Source organism: Rhizobium sp. BK196 (assembly GCF_014193255.1).
GTDB lineage: Bacteria > Pseudomonadota > Alphaproteobacteria > Rhizobiales > Rhizobiaceae > Rhizobium.
The window spans coordinates 109,995-128,802 of the sequence record NZ_JACHZB010000011.1 but is presented as its reverse complement, the minus strand read 5'-3'; the positions used below and the strand labels follow the sequence as shown (position 1 = coordinate 128,802).

Sequence of the window (18,808 nt, the reverse complement as noted above, 5' to 3'; positions counted from 1 at the left end):
CCACAGAGCATGTAGACCGGCGCTATCTCCGCATGCCGCATAGCGAACGCGGCATGATCGTCGGTCTGTTCGGCGGCTCGTTCAATCCGCCGCATGAGGGCCATGTCCTGGTCGCCGAAATCGCCATCCGCCGCCTGGGGCTGGATCAGCTCTGGTGGATGGTGACACCGGGCAATCCGCTGAAAAGCCGCAATTATCTGGCACCTCTTTCGGAGCGTATAGCGCGCAGCGAGGCGATCGCGACCGACCCGCATATTAAGGTCACCGCATTCGAGCAGGCATTTGGCGTAAGCTACACGGCCAATACGCTTGCCCGGGTCAAGGCGCGCAATCCGCATGTGCATTTCATCTGGATCATGGGCGCCGATAGCCTGGAGAATTTCCACCGCTGGCAGAAATGGCAGAATATCGCTCGGACTTTTCCGATCGCGGTTATCGACAGACCAGGCTCGACGCTCTCCTACCTTTCCTCGAAAATGGCCAAGACCTTTGCTTTTGCCCGCATTGACGAGGATGATGCCCGTATTCTCTGGAAAAAACCGGCGCCCGCCTGGACCTTCATTCACGGTCCGCGCTCGACTTTGAGCTCGACAGCCATTCGTAACGGCGATCAGCACAAGGCCGCGGAATAAATCGGATTGTTTGAAAGTTCCCGGAAATGAAAAGCCCGACGCGGGAGGAGGTGCGTCGGGCTTAAAACTTGATCGACAACTGGGAGGAGGAGTGTTGTCGATCCTATCGGACGGCTATGGGAGGAGGAGAAGCCGTCGGATGATTGTCTTTTAGCACATTTGTTCAGAAGGTGAATATAGGTTGGTGCATTGCAGCAATGCTTAGAATGCAAACCTCTGTGGGACAGTACCGCCTTCGCTGCCAATTTAATCAGCAAAAACAGGTTGATCCAAACTGGCCCCTCAGATCTCTTGTCATTTACTAGGTAGAAGCGCCACATTTTTTCCTCACGAGCTCTCGGCTCAAGGAGAGCCATGCACCTCACGAATGCGTGAAGAGACGGCGTGCAAAAAATTCGCGCTCCGCCACCGTTATGTTCTACCAAATACAACTCTAGCCAAAGCCCACACACCGTTATATTCGTCTAACTATTTCGAATCCGGGGAGAAGAAACTATGCAGAGCCGCCGCCACTGGATGAAACTGGCAACCGCCGCGATCTCGGCCATCTGGCTTGGCGCAGCAGCGCTTTCGACGCCTGCCGCAGCCGCCGAAAGGGTAGCTGTCTTCGCCGCTGCAAGCCTCAAAAATGCGCTTGATGCGGCCAACGCCGCTTGGGCCAAGGAAAGTGGCAGGGAAACCGTTGTTTCTTATGCGGCAAGCGGCGCACTGGCAAAGCAGATCGAGAATGCAGCCCCTGCTGACGTGTTTATTTCTGCCGACCTGAACTGGATGGACTATGTCGCCGATAAAAAGCTGATCAAGATGGACACACGCTCCAACTTGCTCGGCAACCGCCTCGTTCTGGTCGCTGAAAACGGCAAACAGAAACCGGTTGAAATCAAGGTGGGCTTCGATCTCGCCGGCCTCCTCGGCGACGGCAAGCTCGCCATGGGCGAGCCGAAGTCGGTTCCGGCCGGCAAGTATGGCCAGACAGCGCTCGACAAACTCGGCGTCTGGAAGTCCGTCGAGACCAAGGTTGCCTATTCAGAAAGCGTGCGCGCCGCCCTCGCCCTCGTTTCCCGCGGCGAAGCACCATACGGAATCGTCTATCGGACCGATGCGGCGGCCGATAAGGGCGTTGCGATCGTCGGCACCTTCCCGGCCGATTCCCACCCACCGATCATCTACCCGGTCGCCCTGCTTGCTGGGAGCAAGAACCCGGATGCCGCTGCCTATCTCGACTTCCTGAAGTCGGACAAGGCTGCCCCATTCTTCACGACGCAGGGTTTCACCATCCTGAAATAATTGCGCAATCAGCGCCCAGAGCCTAGCGTGAACGGTTCGCTTCGGCGGCCTTCACTGTTTCGGAGAAGATGACGTTTTGGATATGTTCGGCTTGCGCGATGAGGAATGGACGGCGATCCTGCTGAGCCTGCGCATTTCCTTCGTCGCCATGGTGGCGAGCCTGCCGCTCGGCATCCTCGTCGCCTTGCTGCTTGCCCGCGGCCGCTTCTGGGGCAAGTCCGTCCTGAATGGCATCGTCCACCTGCCGCTGATCCTGCCACCTGTCGTGACCGGCTTCATCCTGCTAGTCCTTTTCGGCCGCCGCGGCCCGATCGGCAGCCTGCTGGATCAATATCTGGGCATCGTACTGTCCTTCCGCTGGACGGGTGCAGCGCTCGCCTGCGGCGTCATGGGCTTCCCGCTTATGGTGCGCAGCGTCCGTCTCTCCATCGAGGCCGTCGACCGCAAGCTGGAGGAAGCGGCCGGAACGCTCGGCGCAAGCCCGGCTTGGGTCTTCCTGACCGTCACGCTGCCGCTGATCATTCCGGGCATCATTACCGGCATGATCCTCTGCTTTGCCAAGGCGATGGGCGAGTTCGGCGCCACCATCACCTTCGTCTCCAATATCCCGGGCGAAACGCAGACACTATCGACCGCCATCTATACCTTCACCCAGGTGCCCGGCGGTGACGCCGTCGCCATGCGGCTCACCCTTATTTCCATCGCCATTTCCATGCTGGCCCTGCTCGCCTCGGAATTCCTTGCCTATCTCGCCGGCCGGAGGACCGATCCGGAATGACGCTCATCGTTGAAGCAAGACATCGCCTCGGCGCCTTCGGGCTCGATGCCGCCTTCACCTCCGAACGCGGCGTGACGGCGCTCTTCGGTCGTTCCGGCTCCGGCAAGACCTCCGTGATCCGCATCATCGCCGGCCTCACACGACCGGCCGAAGGCCGGATCCTGCTCGACGGCGAGGCGCTGACGGATACGGCAGAGGGCATCTTCGTTCCCCGGCACCGCCGCCGTTTCGGCTACGTCTTCCAGGAAGCGCGGCTTTTTCCGCATTTGAGCGTCCGGGCAAACCTCTCCTATGGCCGCTGGTTCACGCCGAAATCCGCACGCATTGAAAATTTCGATCATGTCGTCGACCTGCTCGACATCGGCCAGTTGCTCGCCCGCAGCCCTTCAAAGCTGTCGGGGGGCGAGAAGCAGCGTGTCGCGATCGGTCGCGCACTGCTTTCTTCGCCGCGCCTGCTCCTGATGGACGAACCCCTGGCCGCCTTGGACGAAGCCCGCAAGGCCGAGATTCTGCCCTATCTCGAGCGTCTGCGCGACGAGATGGATATTCCGATCGTCTATGTCAGCCATTCGATCTCCGAAGTCGCGCGCCTGGCAAATCGGGTCGTGGTCATGCGCGACGGCAAGGTGGAAGCCGCAGGCCCCGCAACAGAGATCCTCAGCCGTTCGTCGCTGCTCCCGGAGGACCAAAAGGAAGCCGGTGCCGTTCTGGAAGGCACGGTCGAAGATATCGATTTGGCCAATCGGATTTCGACGGTGCTGCTGAAGGCGGGCAGGCTCTATGTTCCGGGTGCTGCGCCGGCCATAGGCAGGCCCGTGCGCATCCATATCCCCGCCCGAGACGTGATGCTGGCAACGCGGAAGCCGGAAGGGCTGAGTGCCCTCAACATTCTGGAAGGAACCGTCACGCAGGTTTCACCAACGGAGGATGGAACCGTCGAGATCCGCCTCGATTGCACCGGCGACGCCGTGCTCTCGCGCATCACTGCCCTGTCCTGCGAGCGTCTGGGATTATATCGGGGCATGCCGGCTTTCGCCGTTATCAAGACGGTGGCGCTGCAAGCCTGATCAGCGCCGGCCGTCCGGCAGCGGATTGCGGTTGTTTTCCAGCCAGGCGAGATCATCGGCAAGGCTGGTGCGTACCGTCTTTTCCATGTCGCGAAAGCGCGCCAGCAGTTGCTCGCCGAACGGCGTCAGTGCCGCGCCACCACCCTTCTGGCCGCCACGCTGCGATTCCACCACCTGCGACTTGAACATGCGGTTCATCTCGGCAACCAGCATCCACGCACGGCGATAGGACATGTCCATTGCGCGGCCGGCCGCCGAGATGGAACCTGTCTCGCGGATATGCTCGAGCAGCTCCATCTTGCCGTGGCCGAGGCGATCGTCATCGGGAAAGGTGATTCGCAGGACGGGGGCGAGCGGATTTTTGGCAGTTTTGGTCATTTCGGTCAGTATTTGCGGAAATCATCGGCACTTTACGCCCTACCGCAAACGCTGTACACAGCCCCTCCATCTCGACCGAGGGTCGAAATCTTGATTTCGTGACGCCAAATGCGGCTTTCCGCCGCTCGCGCGCTGCGCCGCGTCTTGAAACGTTAATGGTTTGATGCCTATCTTAACCATGATCCGGTTGTACCGGATCCGTGTTGTGCATGGTTTGTCATTCCAGGAAAGGGAAAGCACTGACAACAGTACACGCCAAGGGAAAAACGCTTGCCGTTCTCCCGAAGGGTGCGGAACGTGGCGCCGATGCCGCCGCCCGTGCTCTGGAAGCCGTCCTCGTCAGCCTCGAGGACTCCAAAGCTGAAGATATCGTCACCATCAACATTGCCGGAAAATCGGCGCTTGGAGACTACATGGTTGTCGTCTCCGGCCGCTCGAACAGGCATGTCATGGCGATCGCCGATCATCTTCTGACCGATCTCAAGGACGAGGGCTTCGGTACAGCCCGCGTCGAAGGTCAGGAAGGTGGTGACTGGATCCTGATCGATACCGGTGACATCATCGTGCATGTGTTCCGTCCCGAAATTCGCGAGTTCTACAACATCGAAAAGATGTGGGCGGCTCCGGATATGGATGAGGAAACGCGGCACTGACAGGCAGCCCGGCATTCGTCCGGCGCCTGAGACGTGGTAACTGGCCGGGCCAGCTTTCAATCGCTGGCCGGTAAGTCCACATTGCGCTTCCAAAGCGCGGCATAGCAGGAGCGGATGAATGCGGATTGGTCTTTTTGCGGTGGGACGGCTGAAGTCCGGCCCCGAAAAGGATCTTGCGGCCCGCTATTTCGACCGTTTTGCCAAGGCCGGTCCTGCGGTTGGCCTGGAATTTTCTCGTATCGCCGAAGTGGCTGAAAGCCGCGCCTCCAATGCGGAGACCCGCAAGCGCGAGGAGGCGGCGATGCTGCAGAAGTCGCTCTCCGAAGGCGGCATCCTCATTCTCCTCGATGAACGCGGCAAGGCGCTGGACAGCGAAGCTTTCGCCAATCTCCTCGGCACCTATCGCGATCAGGGCAAACGCGACCTGACGATCGCGATCGGCGGCGCCGATGGCCTCGATCCTTCCCTCTACGACCGGGCCGACATGACTCTTTGCCTTGGCAAGATGACATGGCCTCATCAGATCGTCCGCACGCTGATTGCCGAACAGCTCTATCGGGCGGTGACCATCCTTTCCGGCCACCCTTACCATCGTGTTTGACGCGGCCAAAAACACTCACGCAGCCGTGTTTTGCGTGACGACCTCTTCTCCTTCAAACTTTCTGGCCAATAGCCCCAAATCAGCTTAGATTCCGAGCGATTTGAACGAGTAAACCCCGACACGCATGACGAGAGCTGCCCCCAAGCGATCCCGCCTGTTTTTGCCGGCCGTTGCCGCAGGGCTCGGTGCGGCCGTCATTGCCATTTCGGGAAACCCCTTTGCCGTACAGGCGCAGGACGCGCCGGCTCCGCCTGCGACAGCCGAACAGGCCGCCCCGGTCACGTCAGCCGAACAACCACCGCCTGACCCCGCCGCCGAACTGGCGAAGAAGCGCGACGAGACGCGGGCAGAGCTCGACAAGCTGTCGAAGACGATCAACCTCTCCTCGGACAAGGTGAGCGAGCTTCAAAGCAGCATCGACAATCTGGAAAAGAGCACGGCAAGCATCCGACAGGCATTGATCGATTCCGCCGCGCGCCGCAAAGGCTTGGAAGGCAAGATCCTCGACAGCGAGAAGAAGCTCGCCGAGCTTGGCGTCAAGGAAGACGGCATCCGACGTTCGCTGCACGAGCGCCGCGGCCTTCTGGCCGAGGTTCTTGCCGCATTGCAGCGCATGGGCCGCAACCCGCCGCCGGCCCTTCTCGTCACACCCGATGATGCGCTGGCTTCGGTTCGCAGCGCCATTCTGCTCGGCGCTGTCGTTCCTGGTATCCGCAAGGAGACCGAAAAGCTGGCAGCCGATCTCACCGATCTCGCGGCTTTGCAGACGGCAAGTGCCAAGGAGAAGGAAGGCCTGACCACCACCATGGCAAACAGCCTGGAGGAGGAGCGGCGCATGGACCTGCTGCTTGCCGAAAACGACAAGTTGAGCCGCACCAATGCCGCCGAACTGGAAGCCGAAAAGCGGCGGTCTCAGGAACTGGCGAGCAAGGCAACGACGCTCGAAAGCCTCGTCGCCTCGATGGAAACGGAGATCGCCTCCGTGCGCGATGCTGCCGCTGCCGCCAGGCAGGCAGAGGAAAACCGCAAGCTCCTGACCGACGAGCAGCGCGCTCAGGCAAAGGCTTTGGCTGACAGCGGAGTGCCCGATAAAAACCGCATTGCGCCCGCATATCCTTTCGGAGATTTGAAGGCGAAGCTGGAGCTGCCTGTGGCAGGCGATATTCTGCGCCAGTTCGGGGATGCCGATGGCACCGGACACGAGGCGATGGGAATGACGGTCGCGACCAATCCGGAAACGGTGATCACGGCCCCTGCTGACGGGCTGGTGGTTTTTGCCGGTGCTTTCCGCAGCTATGGCCAGATGATCATCCTTGATGCCGGCGACGGATACCACCTGGTTCTCTCAGGCATGGATACGATCAGCACCCGTCAGGGAAAATTTGTTTTCTCCGGCGAACCCCTGGCTGTGATGGGTGCGAAAAGAGTGGCAAGCGCAACTGCATTGGCGCTGGAAACAGATCGGCCAACGCTTTACATTGAGTTTCGAAAGGACGGTAAACCGGTCGATTCCCGGCCGTGGTGGACCGCCAAAGACACTGGAAAGGCACGCAATGATTCGTAGGGCTTCTCTTGTTCTGGTCGGCGCCCTGATGGGCGCGACCGCAATGAGCGTCATTTACTCCGCAGGCGTGCCTGCAGAGGCGGCGGGCGCATCGACCTATAAGGAGCTTTCGGTATTCGGCGACGTCTTCGAACGCGTGCGTGCACAATACGTAACGCCGCCGGCCGAGGATAAGCTGATCGAAAGCGCCATCAACGGCATGCTGTCCTCGCTCGATCCGCATTCCAGCTACATGAATGCGAAGGACGCCGAAGACATGCGCACCCAGACCAAGGGCGAGTTCGGCGGCCTCGGCATCGAAGTCACCATGGAAGACGAGCTCGTCAAGGTCATCACCCCGATCGACGATACTCCGGCTGCCAAAGCTGGCGTTCTGGCCGGCGACTATATTTCCGAGATCGATGGCCAGTCCGTCCGCGGCCTGAAGCTCGAAGACGCCGTCGAAAAGATGCGCGGCGCGGTCAATACGCCAATCAAGCTGACGCTGATCCGCAAGGGTGCCGACAAGCCGATTGAATTGACGATTGTTCGTGACGTCGTTGCCGTCCAGGCTGTGAAGTCGCGCGTCGAGGATGATGTCGGCTATCTGCGCGTCATCTCCTTCACCGAAAAGACCTATCCCGATCTCGAAAAGGCGATCACCAAGATCAAGGCGACCGTTCCGGCTGACAAGCTCAAGGGCTTCGTCCTTGACCTGCGTCTCAACCCCGGGGGTCTGCTCGATCAGGCGATCAATGTTTCCGACGCCTTCCTGCAGCGCGGCGAAGTCGTGTCCACCCGGGGCCGCAATCCGGACGAAACCCGCCGCTTCAACGCCGGTCCGGGCGATCTGACGGATGGCAAGCCGCTGATCGTCCTCATCAACGGCGGCTCGGCTTCCGCATCGGAAATCGTTGCCGGCGCCCTGCAGGATCTGCGCCGTGCCACCGTTCTCGGCACGCGTTCATTCGGCAAGGGCTCGGTGCAGACCATCATTCCGCTTGGCGAAAACGGCGCGCTGCGCCTGACGACGGCGCTTTATTACACGCCATCGGGCCGCTCGATCCAGGGTACCGGCATCACGCCTGACATCAAGGTGGAAGAACCCCTTCCCGCCGATCTCCAGGGCAAGATGGTGACCGAGGGCGAATCCGCCCTGCGCGGCCACATCAAGGGCCAGAGCGAGACCGACGAAGGTTCGGGCTCGGTCGCCTACGTCCCGCCGGATCCGAAGGACGACGTCCAGCTCAACTACGCGCTCGACCTGCTGCGAGGCAAGAAGACCGATCCGTCATTCCCGCCGAACCCGGATAAGGCCGTCGTCGCCAAGTAATTCATCGATCTCAAGGCCGGGCAACACGCCCGGCCTTGAGACTTTCTGCTGTTTCCCGGTTTTGGAGTGGCAAGGAATTGGGAACGGACCTGCATGCACCCCTGGGCCGCAACCGCAAGGCCGCCCGAAAGCGCCCTGGCATACTGCGGATCGGGCAGATTGCTTCGAGTATCTGTCTTGTCGCGATTGGCGGCTTTTCCCTTTACACGGCATTTCGCAGTGATGGCCTTGAGCAATCGAAGCCTCCGGCGCAGCAGGACTCGTCCGCCGCCCCGCCCACCGATACGATCCAGCAACCTTCAACCTCGGGCAATCAGGCGGCAAACGGTGCGCCGCGTTCGGAGCCGAACTCAGGCGCCAACGTGGAGCGCATGGTCACCGGGGATGGCTCTGTCGTTACCAAGTATAGCCCCCGATCCCGCGACGGCAGCGGCCCGGTTCTAGTCGATGCCACGCAAATCGGCCAGGACCCCCGCATGGCGGCTATTCCCAACGACGACCTGCTCGAAGAGACGCCCTTCGGCCGGCTGCCGATCACAGGTCCCGATGGCCGGCGACCGATGGATCAATATGCGCGGCCGTGGTCCGGCACGCGCGGCATCCGGATAGCAATCGTCCTCAGCGGCCTCGGTCTCAGCCAGACCGGCACGCAACGGGCCATACAGCAATTGCCGGAGGAGATAACCTTCGCCTTTGCCGCCAGCGGCAACAGCCTGCAGCGCTGGATGCAGGATGCCCGCCGCGGTGGACACGAAATATTGCTGCAGGTGCCGCTGGAGCCATTTGATTATCCAGCGAATGATCCAGGACCGGATACGCTGCTGACGTCGAGGCCCGTCGCGCGCAACCTCGAAAGCCTGCATCGGGCCATGGGCGAAATCACCAATTACACCGGCATCATGAACTATCTGGGCGGACGTTTCCTCTCCGATCCCAAGGCGATGGAACCGGTCATGCGGGATATCGGCAAGCGTGGGCTGCTGTTCCTCGACGATGGCACTTCGGCGCAATCCAAGACGGCTGCGGTCGCCAAGGGCACGGAACTTCCCTACGCTTTCGCCGACCTGCAACTGGACGGCCAGGTCGATGTGAACACCATCCTGCAGAAGCTCGATGAACTGGAGCGCATCGCCCGCCGCAATGGCCAGGCGATCGGTGTTGCCTCGGCTTTCGACGAGAGCATTGACGCAATCTCCAAATGGAGCGAGGAAGCGACCATGCGCGGCATCGAGATTGTCGGCGTCGCAGCACTCGTCAACGACCCCAAGAATCCTTGAGCGGAGAGAACCATGAGCGAGGCGACCGTAAAAGCCGAGGACCTGCCCTATCGCCCCTGCGTTGGTGTGATGATCCTCAACCGCGAGGGCCTCGTCTGGGCCGGGCGGCGCATTCCCGACGGCAATTCCGAATATGACGGCTCTCCCCAGCTCTGGCAGATGCCGCAGGGCGGCATCGACAAGGGCGAGGACCCGCTGGAGGCGGCCTATCGAGAACTCTACGAAGAAACCGGCATCAGGTCCGTCACCTTGCTCGCCGAGGCCAAGGACTGGATCAATTACGACCTTCCGCCGCAGCTGATCGGCATCGGCTTAAGGGGCAAATATCGTGGCCAGACCCAGCGCTGGTTCGCCTTTCGCTTCGAGGGCGACGAAAGCGAGATCGCCATCAACCCGCCCCCCGGCGGCCATGAGCCGGAATTCAATGCTTGGGAATGGAAGCCGATGGAAGAGCTGCCCGGCCTGATCGTTCCCTTCAAGCGCGCCGTCTATGAACGGGTCGTGGCGGAGTTCAGCCACCTCTCAAGCTTGACCCCGGAAGATTGAACAGCATAGGCCGAAGCATTCATCGATGCGCCAAAACGAAACCGGCCGCCCAAGAGGCGGCCGGCTGAGAGGAGATTGTCGATAGCGCGTTATTCGGCTTCGTTGGCCGAGTCTGCGTTGAGCTGGCCGTACTTCGCTTCTCCGATCTTTTCGAGCAGGTCGAGCTGCGTTTCGAGGAAATCGATATGGCCTTCCTCGTCTGCCAGCAGCTCTTCGAAAAGCTTCATGGAAACATAGTCGCCGGCGTCATGACAGATATCGCGCGATTTCTTGTAGGCGGTGCGGGCGTCATATTCTCCGGCAAGATCGGCCTCGAGAACTTCCTTGACGTTCTGACCGATGCGCAGCGGCGCAAGCGTCTGTAGATTGGGATGGCCTTCGAGGAAGATGATGCGCGCGACCAGCCGGTCGGCATGATGCATTTCCTCGATCGATTCGGCGCGCTCCTTCTTGGCGAGCTTAGTGTAGCCCCAGTCCTCGAGAAGACGATAGTGAACCCAATACTGGTTGACCGCACCGAGCTCTAAAAATAGAGCCTCGTTAAGCCGCTCGATGACCTTTTTGTCGCCTTTCAATGTCCGCTCTCCTGTTTTCTTCATGGAATTTTCTCAGGCGCGACATGAAATCAAATATTTCCGATTCCGTCGAGTGGCGGCGGGCATGATAATCTTCGGTTGTCTGGATGATGATATCGACAACGTTCGGGAAACAACCGCAGCAGCGGCCGCGTTTGGCCATGGCGTGATAGACCTTCGCCGGCACGATAAGCTGCCAGCAATCCTCATCGAGAAGATTGTTGATGACGTCCCGGATTTCCTTGTCGGTTATGTAATTGCAACTGCAGACGAGCACGTCTTCATTCCAAACATGACACTTACTATCGTGTTTTCTGCAAAAGAAGATAGGAACTGTCAAGAAAAATCGCGACCCTCATTCGATCACGATTCCGCAGCGGGACATCACACACCGGCGAGCTTGTTCGTAAGTCCTTAAGAAGCATCAATTTCCAGGCCGCGAGCGTCAATCAGTGGAAATTGCGCCCGCGCGGCATCACGCTCGCGGTCTCCGCGATATCACCATCCCTCGCCCTCTCTGATGGTCTTTTCTCGCCGATCTTGCTGAGCAGGTTGTCCCGCGCCAGGCTATCCGCCTCCTTCCGCTGCCGGTGATCCTGTGTCGCGCGCAACACCTCGTCCGAGCGTTCGCTGACGCCGAAGCGTTTCGTCTCTCGCTGAAGGATACCGAGCAGCGGCGTCATATCCTCGATACGTTCGACAACGGTATGGATGACGCCGCTCTGGCTTTGTAATTTGCCATAGATTTTCACGAGCCGGGCGCCCATGACCACGGCGCGGTATTTTTCGAAGACTTTCTTCCAGACGATGGCATTGGCAACGCCGGTCTCGTCCTCCAGCGTCATGAAGATCACACCTTTCGCGGAACCCGGCTGCTGGCGTACCAGCACCAATCCCGCGATGATCACGCGCCTCCCATTCGCAACGCGAAGCAGATCGACATTGCGCGTCACGCCCGTCCTGCCTAGCTCTTCACGCAGGAAGGAAACGGGATGCCCTTTCAAAGAGAGCGACAGGTAGCGGTAATCCTCGATGACCTGTTCGCCCGGCAGCATGTCAGGGAGTTTGGCAGCCGGCTCAGGCTGAGGATCGATGTGGCGAACCTTCTCGAAGAGCGGCAGTTCCTCAGTCGCGCTTTTCACATCCAGTGCTCGCACCGCCCACAACGCCTGACGTCGTGATAGTCCGATGGATTGAAAGGCATCTGCATCTGCCAGCCGCTCGATGACAGATTTCTGCAGGCCGGAGCGTAACCAGAGGTCACGTACAGAATGGTAACTCTCACCGCGGTTTTCGATGAGCTTTCCCATATCTTTAGGGGAAACACCCTTGATCTGCAGAAGACCAAGCCGAACAGCATGGCGAGTCTTGATGATATCCCGCATCTCGCCGTGACGAAAATCGATTGCTGCCGGCTCAAAAGCCGCCTCTTCAAGCGTACACTCCCAATTCGACAGATTGATATCTGCCGGCAGGATTTTCACCCCATGCTCACGTGCATCCCGCACCAGTTGCGCCGGCGCATAAAAACCCATCGGCTGCGAATTCAGCATCGCCGCGCAGAAGACGTCGGGATAATAGGCTTTCAGCCACGAGGATGCATAGACGAGCAGAGCAAATGAGGCCGCATGGCTCTCGGGAAAGCCATATTCACCAAAACCCTTGATCTGGTTGAAACATTGCTCCGCGAACTCAGGGTCGTAGCCATTTTTAATCATTCCATCCACGAACCGTTTTTGGAAACTATCAATGGTGCCGGTTCTCTTGAATGTCGCCATCGACCGTCGGAGCCGATCTGCTTCTGCTGGTTCAAAATCTGCTGCGGTGATAGCAATCTGCATGGCCTGTTCCTGAAACAGGGGAACCCCGAGGGTTCTTTCAAGAACAGTCTTCAGTTCTTCGCTTGGATATTCGATTGGAAGGTTCTTATTCCGCAGCTCTCTGCGCTTCAGATAGGGGTGCACCATGTCGCCCTGGATCGGACCAGGCCGGACGATCGCCACTTCAATCACGAGGTCATAGAAGATTCTGGGCTTCAGGCGCGGTAACATACTCATCTGCGCCCGGCTCTCAATCTGGAAAACGCCAAGCGTATCGGCCCGACCCATCATGTCATAAACTGGTTCGCCTTCCTCTCCGTGCTCCCTATTGCCGAGGTCCGCGAGTGTCTTTTTCACGTCGTAGTGCAGCGCAAGCAGCGTGAAAGCCCTGCGTAAGCAGGTCAGCATACCAAGTGCCAGGACATCCACCTTGAGGATTTTGACGTTGTCGAGATCGTCCTTGTCCCACTCGATCATATAGCGATCCGGCATTGCCGTCTTCATGATCGGCACGACCTCGTCGAGCCGGTCTCGTGTGATGACGAAACCGCCGACATGCTGCGTGAGATGGCGCGGAAAACTGAGAAGCTCGCAGGCATATTTCAGCACATTCCGTGTCACTGGATCCTTGATATCGAGACCAGCTGCCTTGGCATCCCGCTCCGAGAGATTGTCTTCGGACCATCCCCAGACGAGGCTGCTGATCGCCGATTGAACATCCTCCGACAGACCGAAGGCCTTGGCGACCTCACGGCCAGCCGAGCGAGTGCGATAGCTGGTGACGGCAGCCGTCAGCCCGGCATGCATAATACCGTATCTTTTATAAATAGACTGAATGACTTCTTCCCGCCGCTCATGCTCGAAATCAACATCGATATCCGGCGGTTCGTCCCGATCCATTGAAATGAAACGATCGAAGAGGAGCGTGCTCTTTTGAGGATCGACTTCTGTAATTTCCAGGCAATAGCAGATAACCGAATTGGCCGCCGACCCTCGCCCCTGACACAGAACTTCGAGCACATAACGGGCGTGGTGAATGATCTTGTGAACTGTCAGGAAGTAAGAGGCGTAGTTCTTGTCGCCGATGAGCTTCAGCTCGTAATCGATCTGCTTCGCCACTTTTTCGGGAACGCCATCAGGATAACGTTTTACCGCACCTGCTCTTGTCAGCCTTTCGAGAGTCTCCTGCGGCGTTTCACCGGGATCGTTTTCAGGCGGATAATTGTGCTTTAGCTCGTTCAGCGAAAAGCTCAACCTGCCGAAAAAGACCTGCGTATTCTCGACCGCGCCAGGATAATCCCGGAACAGCCTGACTATTTCACGTGAATCCTTAAGAAAACGCTCGCCATTGGGCGCCAGGAGGAATCCGGCTTCAGATATCTGCACATGTTTCTGGATTGCGATGACGACGTCCGAAAGCGGCCGCCGCTCGGGGTGGTGATAGAGCGGTTGATTGGTGGCAATCAACGGCACGCGATTGCGGGCGGCAAGCATGGCGAGCACCGCAAAAGCCTGTCGATCACGACCGTCATAGGCTGGCGATAGCGCCATGAAAAATGTCTTGCGAAAACGTTTGCGAAATCGTTCCAGATAATCTTCTAGGACTGGCTGGCCGGGTGGATCATTCACGACAGTGCGATTAGGGACGAGGGCAAGCATCATCTCATCGCCCCATTCCATGAGCTCTGCTTCCGTCAGGATGCAGGTTCCCTTGACCGATTCTTCCTTCAGGTTGCCGACACTGAGCAGGCGACAGAGATTTGCCCAGCCTCGCCGGTTTTGCGGATAGGCAAGGATATCGGGCGTTCCATCGGAAAAGACGAGACGAGCGCCTGGCTGAATCCGGATAGGGTCGAGAATGATCTCCGTTTTCCCTTCCTTCTTTGCCTGAGCCAGGATCGCATCCCTGTTCTTATATCTTTCCTCGAGCTGTTCTGCCTGCGCATGCGCCCGCACCACGCCGGCAACCGAATTCCGATCCGCAATGCCGAGACCGCCGAGCTTCAGATAAGCGGCCTGCACGACCATCTCTTCCGGTTTCGACGCGCCTTCTAGGAACGAAAAATTCGTCCTCGTGCCGATCTCGAAGAACGCGGGCTCGGGTCTCATGCAAACACCCCATGCATGAACCATTGAGGATCGGGTTTCTGGCCATAGAGGCCGCGGCGATAGATCCAGAAACGGTGCCCGACCTCATCTTCGATCCGAAAGTAATCACGCGCCTGGACCTCATCCCCATCGATCCACCATTCCATGGCAATCCGTTCAGGGCCTTCGCTCCTCGCCACCTGATGCTGCAGGCGCCGCCAACGGAATGTCTGCGGCGCACCATCAGGCACCTCGGCAAATGCGACCTCGACCGGCTCCGGCGTTGCAAAAAGCCGCAGCGGACGCTCCTCACGGAAAGGAAGCGCGCTTCCCTGCTCCGTCTTCCGCAATGCCGGAAGGTTCTCCATTGCCGGCACCGTCATCACGGCACGCTCCGGCACATGGCTCTCACGAAGCTGGAAGCTCTGCAGGCAATCCGCGCCAAGCCGGGCCGCGACACGGTCGACAAAACTCGAAAGCGAGATTTCCCCCTGTCGATCCCCTTCGAAATCACCCTGCGCATCGTTGAACGGATCATGCCGCAATACATTCAAGCGCAGGATCTCAAAACCATAGCCGGCGTCGATATCGTCATAGATCACCTGTAGCCGCTCGGAAAATAATCTCGCTATGAGCTTCGGTTCGCGAAGCGGCCGGGAGGCACCGACAGAAATGCGGAACACTCTGCCATCGACACGGAATAGCACCAGTTCGAAAACCCGCCCGCCAGCGCCGCGCGCCTCCAGGGACGGTTTCAGCGATACGGCAGCCTGTCCTGTGACGGCAAGGATCTGTTCTTCCGTTCCGATCGGCTCTACCAGACGGTGTTCGGACGAGAGGCTGGCGACAGGCCGTCGAGGTGAGATCGGCTCCTCTTCACGGCCAAGCGCCTGATCGAGGCGCAGCAGCAGTGCCGGCCCGAAGCGGCGGGTCAACGGCGCCCTCGGCGCATGGATAACGTCACCGACATATTTGAGACCGAGCTTCCTCAAGGCATCGACAGTCTGGCCTTCCAGCCGCAAGGCCGCGACAGGCAGCGGCATCAGCATACGCTCACTCTCCTCGTCGTCCACGACACCGCCCTGCCCGAAACGGGAGACGGCCCAGGAAAGACCAGGCGACGAGGAGATCGCGCCCCGCGCATCGAGCCCCATATGAAAGAGCCGTGACAGGATATCCTGAAGAAGCGCCCTCTCCCCGCCGAAGAGATGCGCGCAGCCGGTAATATCGAGGAACAACCCGTCCTTGCCGTCGAGCGCCACCATCGGCGTATAACGGTCGCACCAATCTGCAATCGCATCCAGCAGCCGGCGATCGGCCGCAGGATCCTCTTCTACGACATCGAGCGCCGGATACATGGCGCGCGCTTCGGCAACACCCTGTTCCTTTCTCAGCCCCACCTTCTCGGCGAACTCGTCCAGCGCCGTCAGCCGCATGGCATTGTTGAGCTTGCCGGAACAGACGAGGGGTGCCGCTTCAGGACGCCCTTTCGAACGCCAGGAGAGCCCCCACCGTCTGCGGGCGATGCGGTCCGTTGGCAGATGCGGAAAGCTGAGCGCCAGAATGCGCTGACTGTTCGCCTGGAGGGCGAGCGAAGCTTGGTTCGTCGATAGGGTGAAATTCGCGTTCATGGGGGTTCCACTCCAGAAGAAAGGAAAGCGGGGCCGGATTGCGACTCTTCTCCAGCGTGAGACGGAAAATCGGATTGCCGATGCTGCCGGAAAGCTTCGATCCGTCCGGCAGCGGCCGCAGGTCAGATGGCGCCGGCTCGACATGCAGACGGAAAGCGGCACTGCTCGCCTCCTCCTCCCCGGCCTGACGGACGAGAAAGAGCGGACGCCGGACGGCGCGTGCCTTGAGATTGAGTCGGCGGCTTTCGGTCAGGCCGAAATGCAAGGGATTGCCGCGCACTTCAAAGACGACGGCCGAGAAGGCAGCACATTCAAGGGCCGCTTCCGCCAGCCAGAGCGCATCCTCCAGTTTGCGCGGCGCGGCATGGAAAAACCTTTCCGGCTTCAGCCCGAAATCCTTCAGCCCCGGAGCATAGGGACGACCTGCCTCCAGTGTGCCGACGGCATCACCGATCCAGAGCAGCGGCAGCAGCCTGCCGGCATCCTCTTCCTGCTTCTGCAGTCGCGCCGCAATGGCCATCGCCAGACCGCTTACCGCCCCTGCATCGCCGGAACGCGCCGCACGGAATTCGGTAATCGCATCGAGCTGCAGGCCGCCTTCCAGGGCCTCATCGAACGGTTGAATGCCAAAAGACAGCCGAGGCAGAATGCAATCCTGCCGTCTCTCGCAACCTTCCGAGAGGGCTTCCCGTTCCGCCGCGGCCAGCGCCGGCGTGGATTTTCCCTCCAGTCGAGCAATGGTTTCGCGGAGCGCAAAAAGCCGCTCGCGCGCCAGGGCGGTCTGCGCCATGGCGTTCTCTCCATCCGTCTTGTTCCTGTTATGTTCTTATAGATTCCAGAGCTCTAATGAAGAGTCAACGGCCATTTTATAAGAATTTATTCCTGCCTTTGATTCCGCACTCGAAAATCGGCGATAAAGGCTCTATATGGGCCGGCAAAGGAAGGAATATTCATGGCCCACATAGACCGGAGCGATGATTGGCGGGACCGCCATGCGCCGACGATCAGCGTCTTCGAGTCGCTGGCAATGGAGGCCTACAGCCATCTGCCGGACGAATTTCGCAAGCTGACGACCAATCTGACCATCGAAATCGAAGACTTCCCCGATGACGAAGTTTTCGAGGACATGGCGCTGGAAACGCCCTTCGACCTGCTCGGCCTTTTCGAGGGCCGCGGCATTTCGGAGCGCTTTACAGTGGAAACCGGCGAAATGCCGAACCGCATCCGCCTCTATCGCCGTCCGATCCTCGATTACTGGGCCGAAAACGACGAAACGCTGGGTGATATCATCACCCATGTGCTGATCCATGAGATCGGTCACCACTTCGGCCTCAGCGACGACGACATGGAACGCATTGAGGCAAGCGCCGAAGAAGCGGCCGAACGCTGATTTATTGTTCGGACAGCTTCATGTCCGGGTGATAATCCTTGCCCTCGACCTCCTTGACCACGGCCTGGCCACACTGCATCTGGCCGGTCGCAGCGTTGAAGGCATAGGTGGGCGAACCGGACAGCGACCAGCCCTTGTTCAGCGCCGCCGTCACCTTGTGGCAGAAGGAAGCGTCGTCGGGACCGGTCAGGAAGCGGTAGAGTTTCATCAGGCGGGCTTTCTTGCGGAAATCAGGTGCGCTTTATGGACCAGAGCTTCGGCCTGGACAAGATGCAGCCGCTCGATCATCCTCCCATTCGCATTGATGACGTTGAGCCCCTCGGTCGCCGGGTCGGCAAAGGCGGCAATGATTGCCTCCGCCTCCGCAATCTCTTCTGCGTCAGGCCCGAAATACCGGTTGGCGGCTTCGATCTGCGCTGGATGGATCAGCATCTTGCCCACAAAACCCATGCCGCGGCCCTGCCCGCATTCGGCATCGAAGCCATCGGCATTCCGGAAATCGTTGAAGACGCTGTCCAGCGCATCGAGTCCATAGGCCTTGACCGCCAGAATGACCTGCATCAGCCACGGCACGAGATAAGTCCGCCCGGTCTGCGGCAGAACCCCTGTTTCCTTGCGCAGGTCGTTGAGGCCGACGACGAGGCAATCGAGCCGCGATCCCGGCGTGCGGCCGGATTCGGCGATCGCTGCGGCATTCAGCACGCCGCGCGGCGTCTCGATCATCGCCCAGATGCGCAACTCCTCCGGCGCATAGGCCTCGGCAAGCAGATCACTGATGGCCATGACGTCCTGCGGTTCGTCCACCTTCGGCAGGAGAACAGCATCGGGCGATAATGCCTTTATCAACTCCAGATCCGCCAGTCCGAATCCGGATGACAAAGAATTGATGCGGATGATCCTTTCCTTGCCCTCAAGCGGCGGTCCGGCAAAAAAAGCTTTCAGATTGTCGCGCGCTTCCGCCTTCTTCTCAGGCGCGACGGAATCCTCGAGATCGAGAATAACCGCATCGCAATCAAGGGAATGGGTCTTTTCAAGTGCACGCGCGTTGATGGCGGGTACGCTCAGTACCGAGCGGCGCAGACGCAGGGAACGAAGAGGTGGTGTTCGGCTCATGGACCATTAGTGCCAAGCTTCGTAAAGCCTCGCAAGACAACAAAAAGCCATGCTTGGCTTGCAGAGATGAAAAAGAAGGACCACATTCCTTTCCGT

The 18,808-nt window shown here is 59.4% G+C and carries 19 protein-coding genes; 11 read left to right on the top strand and 8 right to left on the bottom strand.

The genetic code is table 11. From position 1 onward, the window contains the following. The first annotated feature begins 32 nt into the window (after positions 1 to 32). The 4 genes from FHT78_RS27770 (at position 33) to modC (ending at position 3,764) form a co-directional block, all read left to right on the top strand. The gene (locus tag FHT78_RS27770; protein ID WP_246715438.1) at positions 33 to 632 is read left to right on the top strand and encodes a nicotinate-nucleotide adenylyltransferase; all 600 of its coding nucleotides are present in this window, start codon (positions 33 to 35) and stop codon (positions 630 to 632) included. A 495-nt stretch (positions 633 to 1,127) separates the two neighbouring features. Then, positions 1,128 to 1,919, top strand: coding sequence for a molybdate ABC transporter substrate-binding protein (gene modA, locus FHT78_RS27765; protein WP_183749766.1), 792 nt, complete (start codon positions 1,128 to 1,130; stop codon positions 1,917 to 1,919). A gap of 76 nt (positions 1,920 to 1,995) precedes the next feature. After that, positions 1,996 to 2,697 (top strand): molybdate ABC transporter permease subunit, encoded by a 702-nt coding sequence (gene modB, locus FHT78_RS27760; RefSeq protein ID WP_183749765.1) that lies wholly within the window; start codon positions 1,996 to 1,998, stop codon positions 2,695 to 2,697. After that, positions 2,694 to 3,764: a molybdenum ABC transporter ATP-binding protein gene (modC, locus tag FHT78_RS27755; protein WP_183749764.1), complete on the top strand. Its 1,071-nt coding sequence runs from the start codon at positions 2,694 to 2,696 to the stop codon at positions 3,762 to 3,764. Before modB ends, modC begins: the two co-directional genes overlap by 4 nt. Here modC and FHT78_RS27750 read toward each other — a convergent pair whose 3' ends face one another. Then, complete coding sequence (locus tag FHT78_RS27750) at positions 3,765 to 4,142, bottom strand: winged helix-turn-helix domain-containing protein (protein ID WP_183749763.1); 378 nt, start codon at positions 4,140 to 4,142, stop codon at positions 3,765 to 3,767. It abuts the gene before it with no gap. 209 nt (positions 4,143 to 4,351) lie between these two features. On the opposite strand from FHT78_RS27750, the gene rsfS reads away from it, so the two are divergent. The 6 genes from rsfS to FHT78_RS27720 all read left to right on the top strand — a co-directional run bounded on the left by rsfS (position 4,352) and on the right by FHT78_RS27720 (position 10,095). Next, positions 4,352 to 4,795: a ribosome silencing factor gene (gene rsfS / locus FHT78_RS27745; RefSeq protein WP_183749762.1), complete on the top strand. Its 444-nt coding sequence runs from the start codon at positions 4,352 to 4,354 to the stop codon at positions 4,793 to 4,795. 118 nt (positions 4,796 to 4,913) lie between these two features. Beyond that, positions 4,914 to 5,396 (top strand): 23S rRNA (pseudouridine(1915)-N(3))-methyltransferase RlmH, encoded by a 483-nt coding sequence (gene rlmH, locus FHT78_RS27740; RefSeq protein WP_183749761.1) that lies wholly within the window; start codon positions 4,914 to 4,916, stop codon positions 5,394 to 5,396. A gap of 154 nt (positions 5,397 to 5,550) precedes the next feature. After that, entirely contained in the window at positions 5,551 to 6,960 is a 1,410-nt protein-coding gene (locus FHT78_RS27735) for a murein hydrolase activator EnvC (RefSeq protein ID WP_183749867.1), read from the top strand. Continuing rightward, positions 6,950 to 8,272 (top strand): S41 family peptidase, encoded by a 1,323-nt coding sequence (locus FHT78_RS27730; protein ID WP_183749760.1) that lies wholly within the window; start codon positions 6,950 to 6,952, stop codon positions 8,270 to 8,272. Before FHT78_RS27735 ends, FHT78_RS27730 begins: the two co-directional genes overlap by 11 nt. A gap of 77 nt (positions 8,273 to 8,349) precedes the next feature. Beyond that, positions 8,350 to 9,549 (top strand): divergent polysaccharide deacetylase family protein, encoded by a 1,200-nt coding sequence (locus tag FHT78_RS27725; RefSeq protein ID WP_183749759.1) that lies wholly within the window; start codon positions 8,350 to 8,352, stop codon positions 9,547 to 9,549. A gap of 12 nt (positions 9,550 to 9,561) precedes the next feature. Further along, a complete protein-coding gene (locus tag FHT78_RS27720; protein ID WP_183749758.1) occupies positions 9,562 to 10,095 on the top strand; it encodes an RNA pyrophosphohydrolase in 534 nt (177 codons plus the stop codon). Positions 10,096 to 10,184: 89 nt separating this feature from the next. Here FHT78_RS27720 and bfr read toward each other — a convergent pair whose 3' ends face one another. The 5 genes from bfr to FHT78_RS29505 form a co-directional block, all read right to left on the bottom strand. Next, a complete protein-coding gene (gene bfr, locus FHT78_RS27715; RefSeq protein ID WP_027512212.1) occupies positions 10,185 to 10,670 on the bottom strand; it encodes a bacterioferritin in 486 nt (161 codons plus the stop codon). After that, positions 10,636 to 11,010 carry a (2Fe-2S)-binding protein gene (locus FHT78_RS29510; protein WP_246715436.1) on the bottom strand — a complete coding sequence of 125 codons (375 nt, stop codon included), beginning with the start codon at positions 11,008 to 11,010 and terminating at the stop codon, positions 10,636 to 10,638. The genes bfr and FHT78_RS29510 overlap by 35 nt, the downstream gene beginning before the upstream one ends. 109 nt (positions 11,011 to 11,119) lie before the next feature. Continuing rightward, the gene (locus FHT78_RS27705; protein WP_183749756.1) at positions 11,120 to 14,599 is read right to left on the bottom strand and encodes an error-prone DNA polymerase; all 3,480 of its coding nucleotides are present in this window, start codon (positions 14,597 to 14,599) and stop codon (positions 11,120 to 11,122) included. Then, entirely contained in the window at positions 14,596 to 16,104 is a 1,509-nt protein-coding gene (locus FHT78_RS27700) for a DNA polymerase Y family protein (protein WP_348644770.1), read from the bottom strand. The genes FHT78_RS27705 and FHT78_RS27700 overlap by 4 nt, the downstream gene beginning before the upstream one ends. Next, the gene (locus FHT78_RS29505) at positions 16,055 to 16,999 is read right to left on the bottom strand and encodes a hypothetical protein (RefSeq protein ID WP_246715435.1); all 945 of its coding nucleotides are present in this window, start codon (positions 16,997 to 16,999) and stop codon (positions 16,055 to 16,057) included. Before FHT78_RS29505 ends, FHT78_RS27700 begins: the two co-directional genes overlap by 50 nt. Before the next feature lie 162 nt (positions 17,000 to 17,161). On the opposite strand from FHT78_RS29505, the gene FHT78_RS27695 reads away from it, so the two are divergent. Continuing rightward, positions 17,162 to 17,599: a metallopeptidase family protein gene (locus FHT78_RS27695; protein WP_183749754.1), complete on the top strand. Its 438-nt coding sequence runs from the start codon at positions 17,162 to 17,164 to the stop codon at positions 17,597 to 17,599. A gap of 1 nt (position 17,600) precedes the next feature. Here FHT78_RS27695 and FHT78_RS27690 read toward each other — a convergent pair whose 3' ends face one another. Together FHT78_RS27690 and FHT78_RS27685 are read right to left on the bottom strand one after the other, a co-directional pair. Next, positions 17,601 to 17,807 carry a DUF1737 domain-containing protein gene (locus FHT78_RS27690; protein WP_183749753.1) on the bottom strand — a complete coding sequence of 69 codons (207 nt, stop codon included), beginning with the start codon at positions 17,805 to 17,807 and terminating at the stop codon, positions 17,601 to 17,603. Continuing rightward, positions 17,807 to 18,712, bottom strand: coding sequence for a CoA ester lyase (locus tag FHT78_RS27685; RefSeq protein WP_183749752.1), 906 nt, complete (start codon positions 18,710 to 18,712; stop codon positions 17,807 to 17,809). Before FHT78_RS27685 ends, FHT78_RS27690 begins: the two co-directional genes overlap by 1 nt. Positions 18,713 to 18,808: the final 96 nt, after the last annotated feature.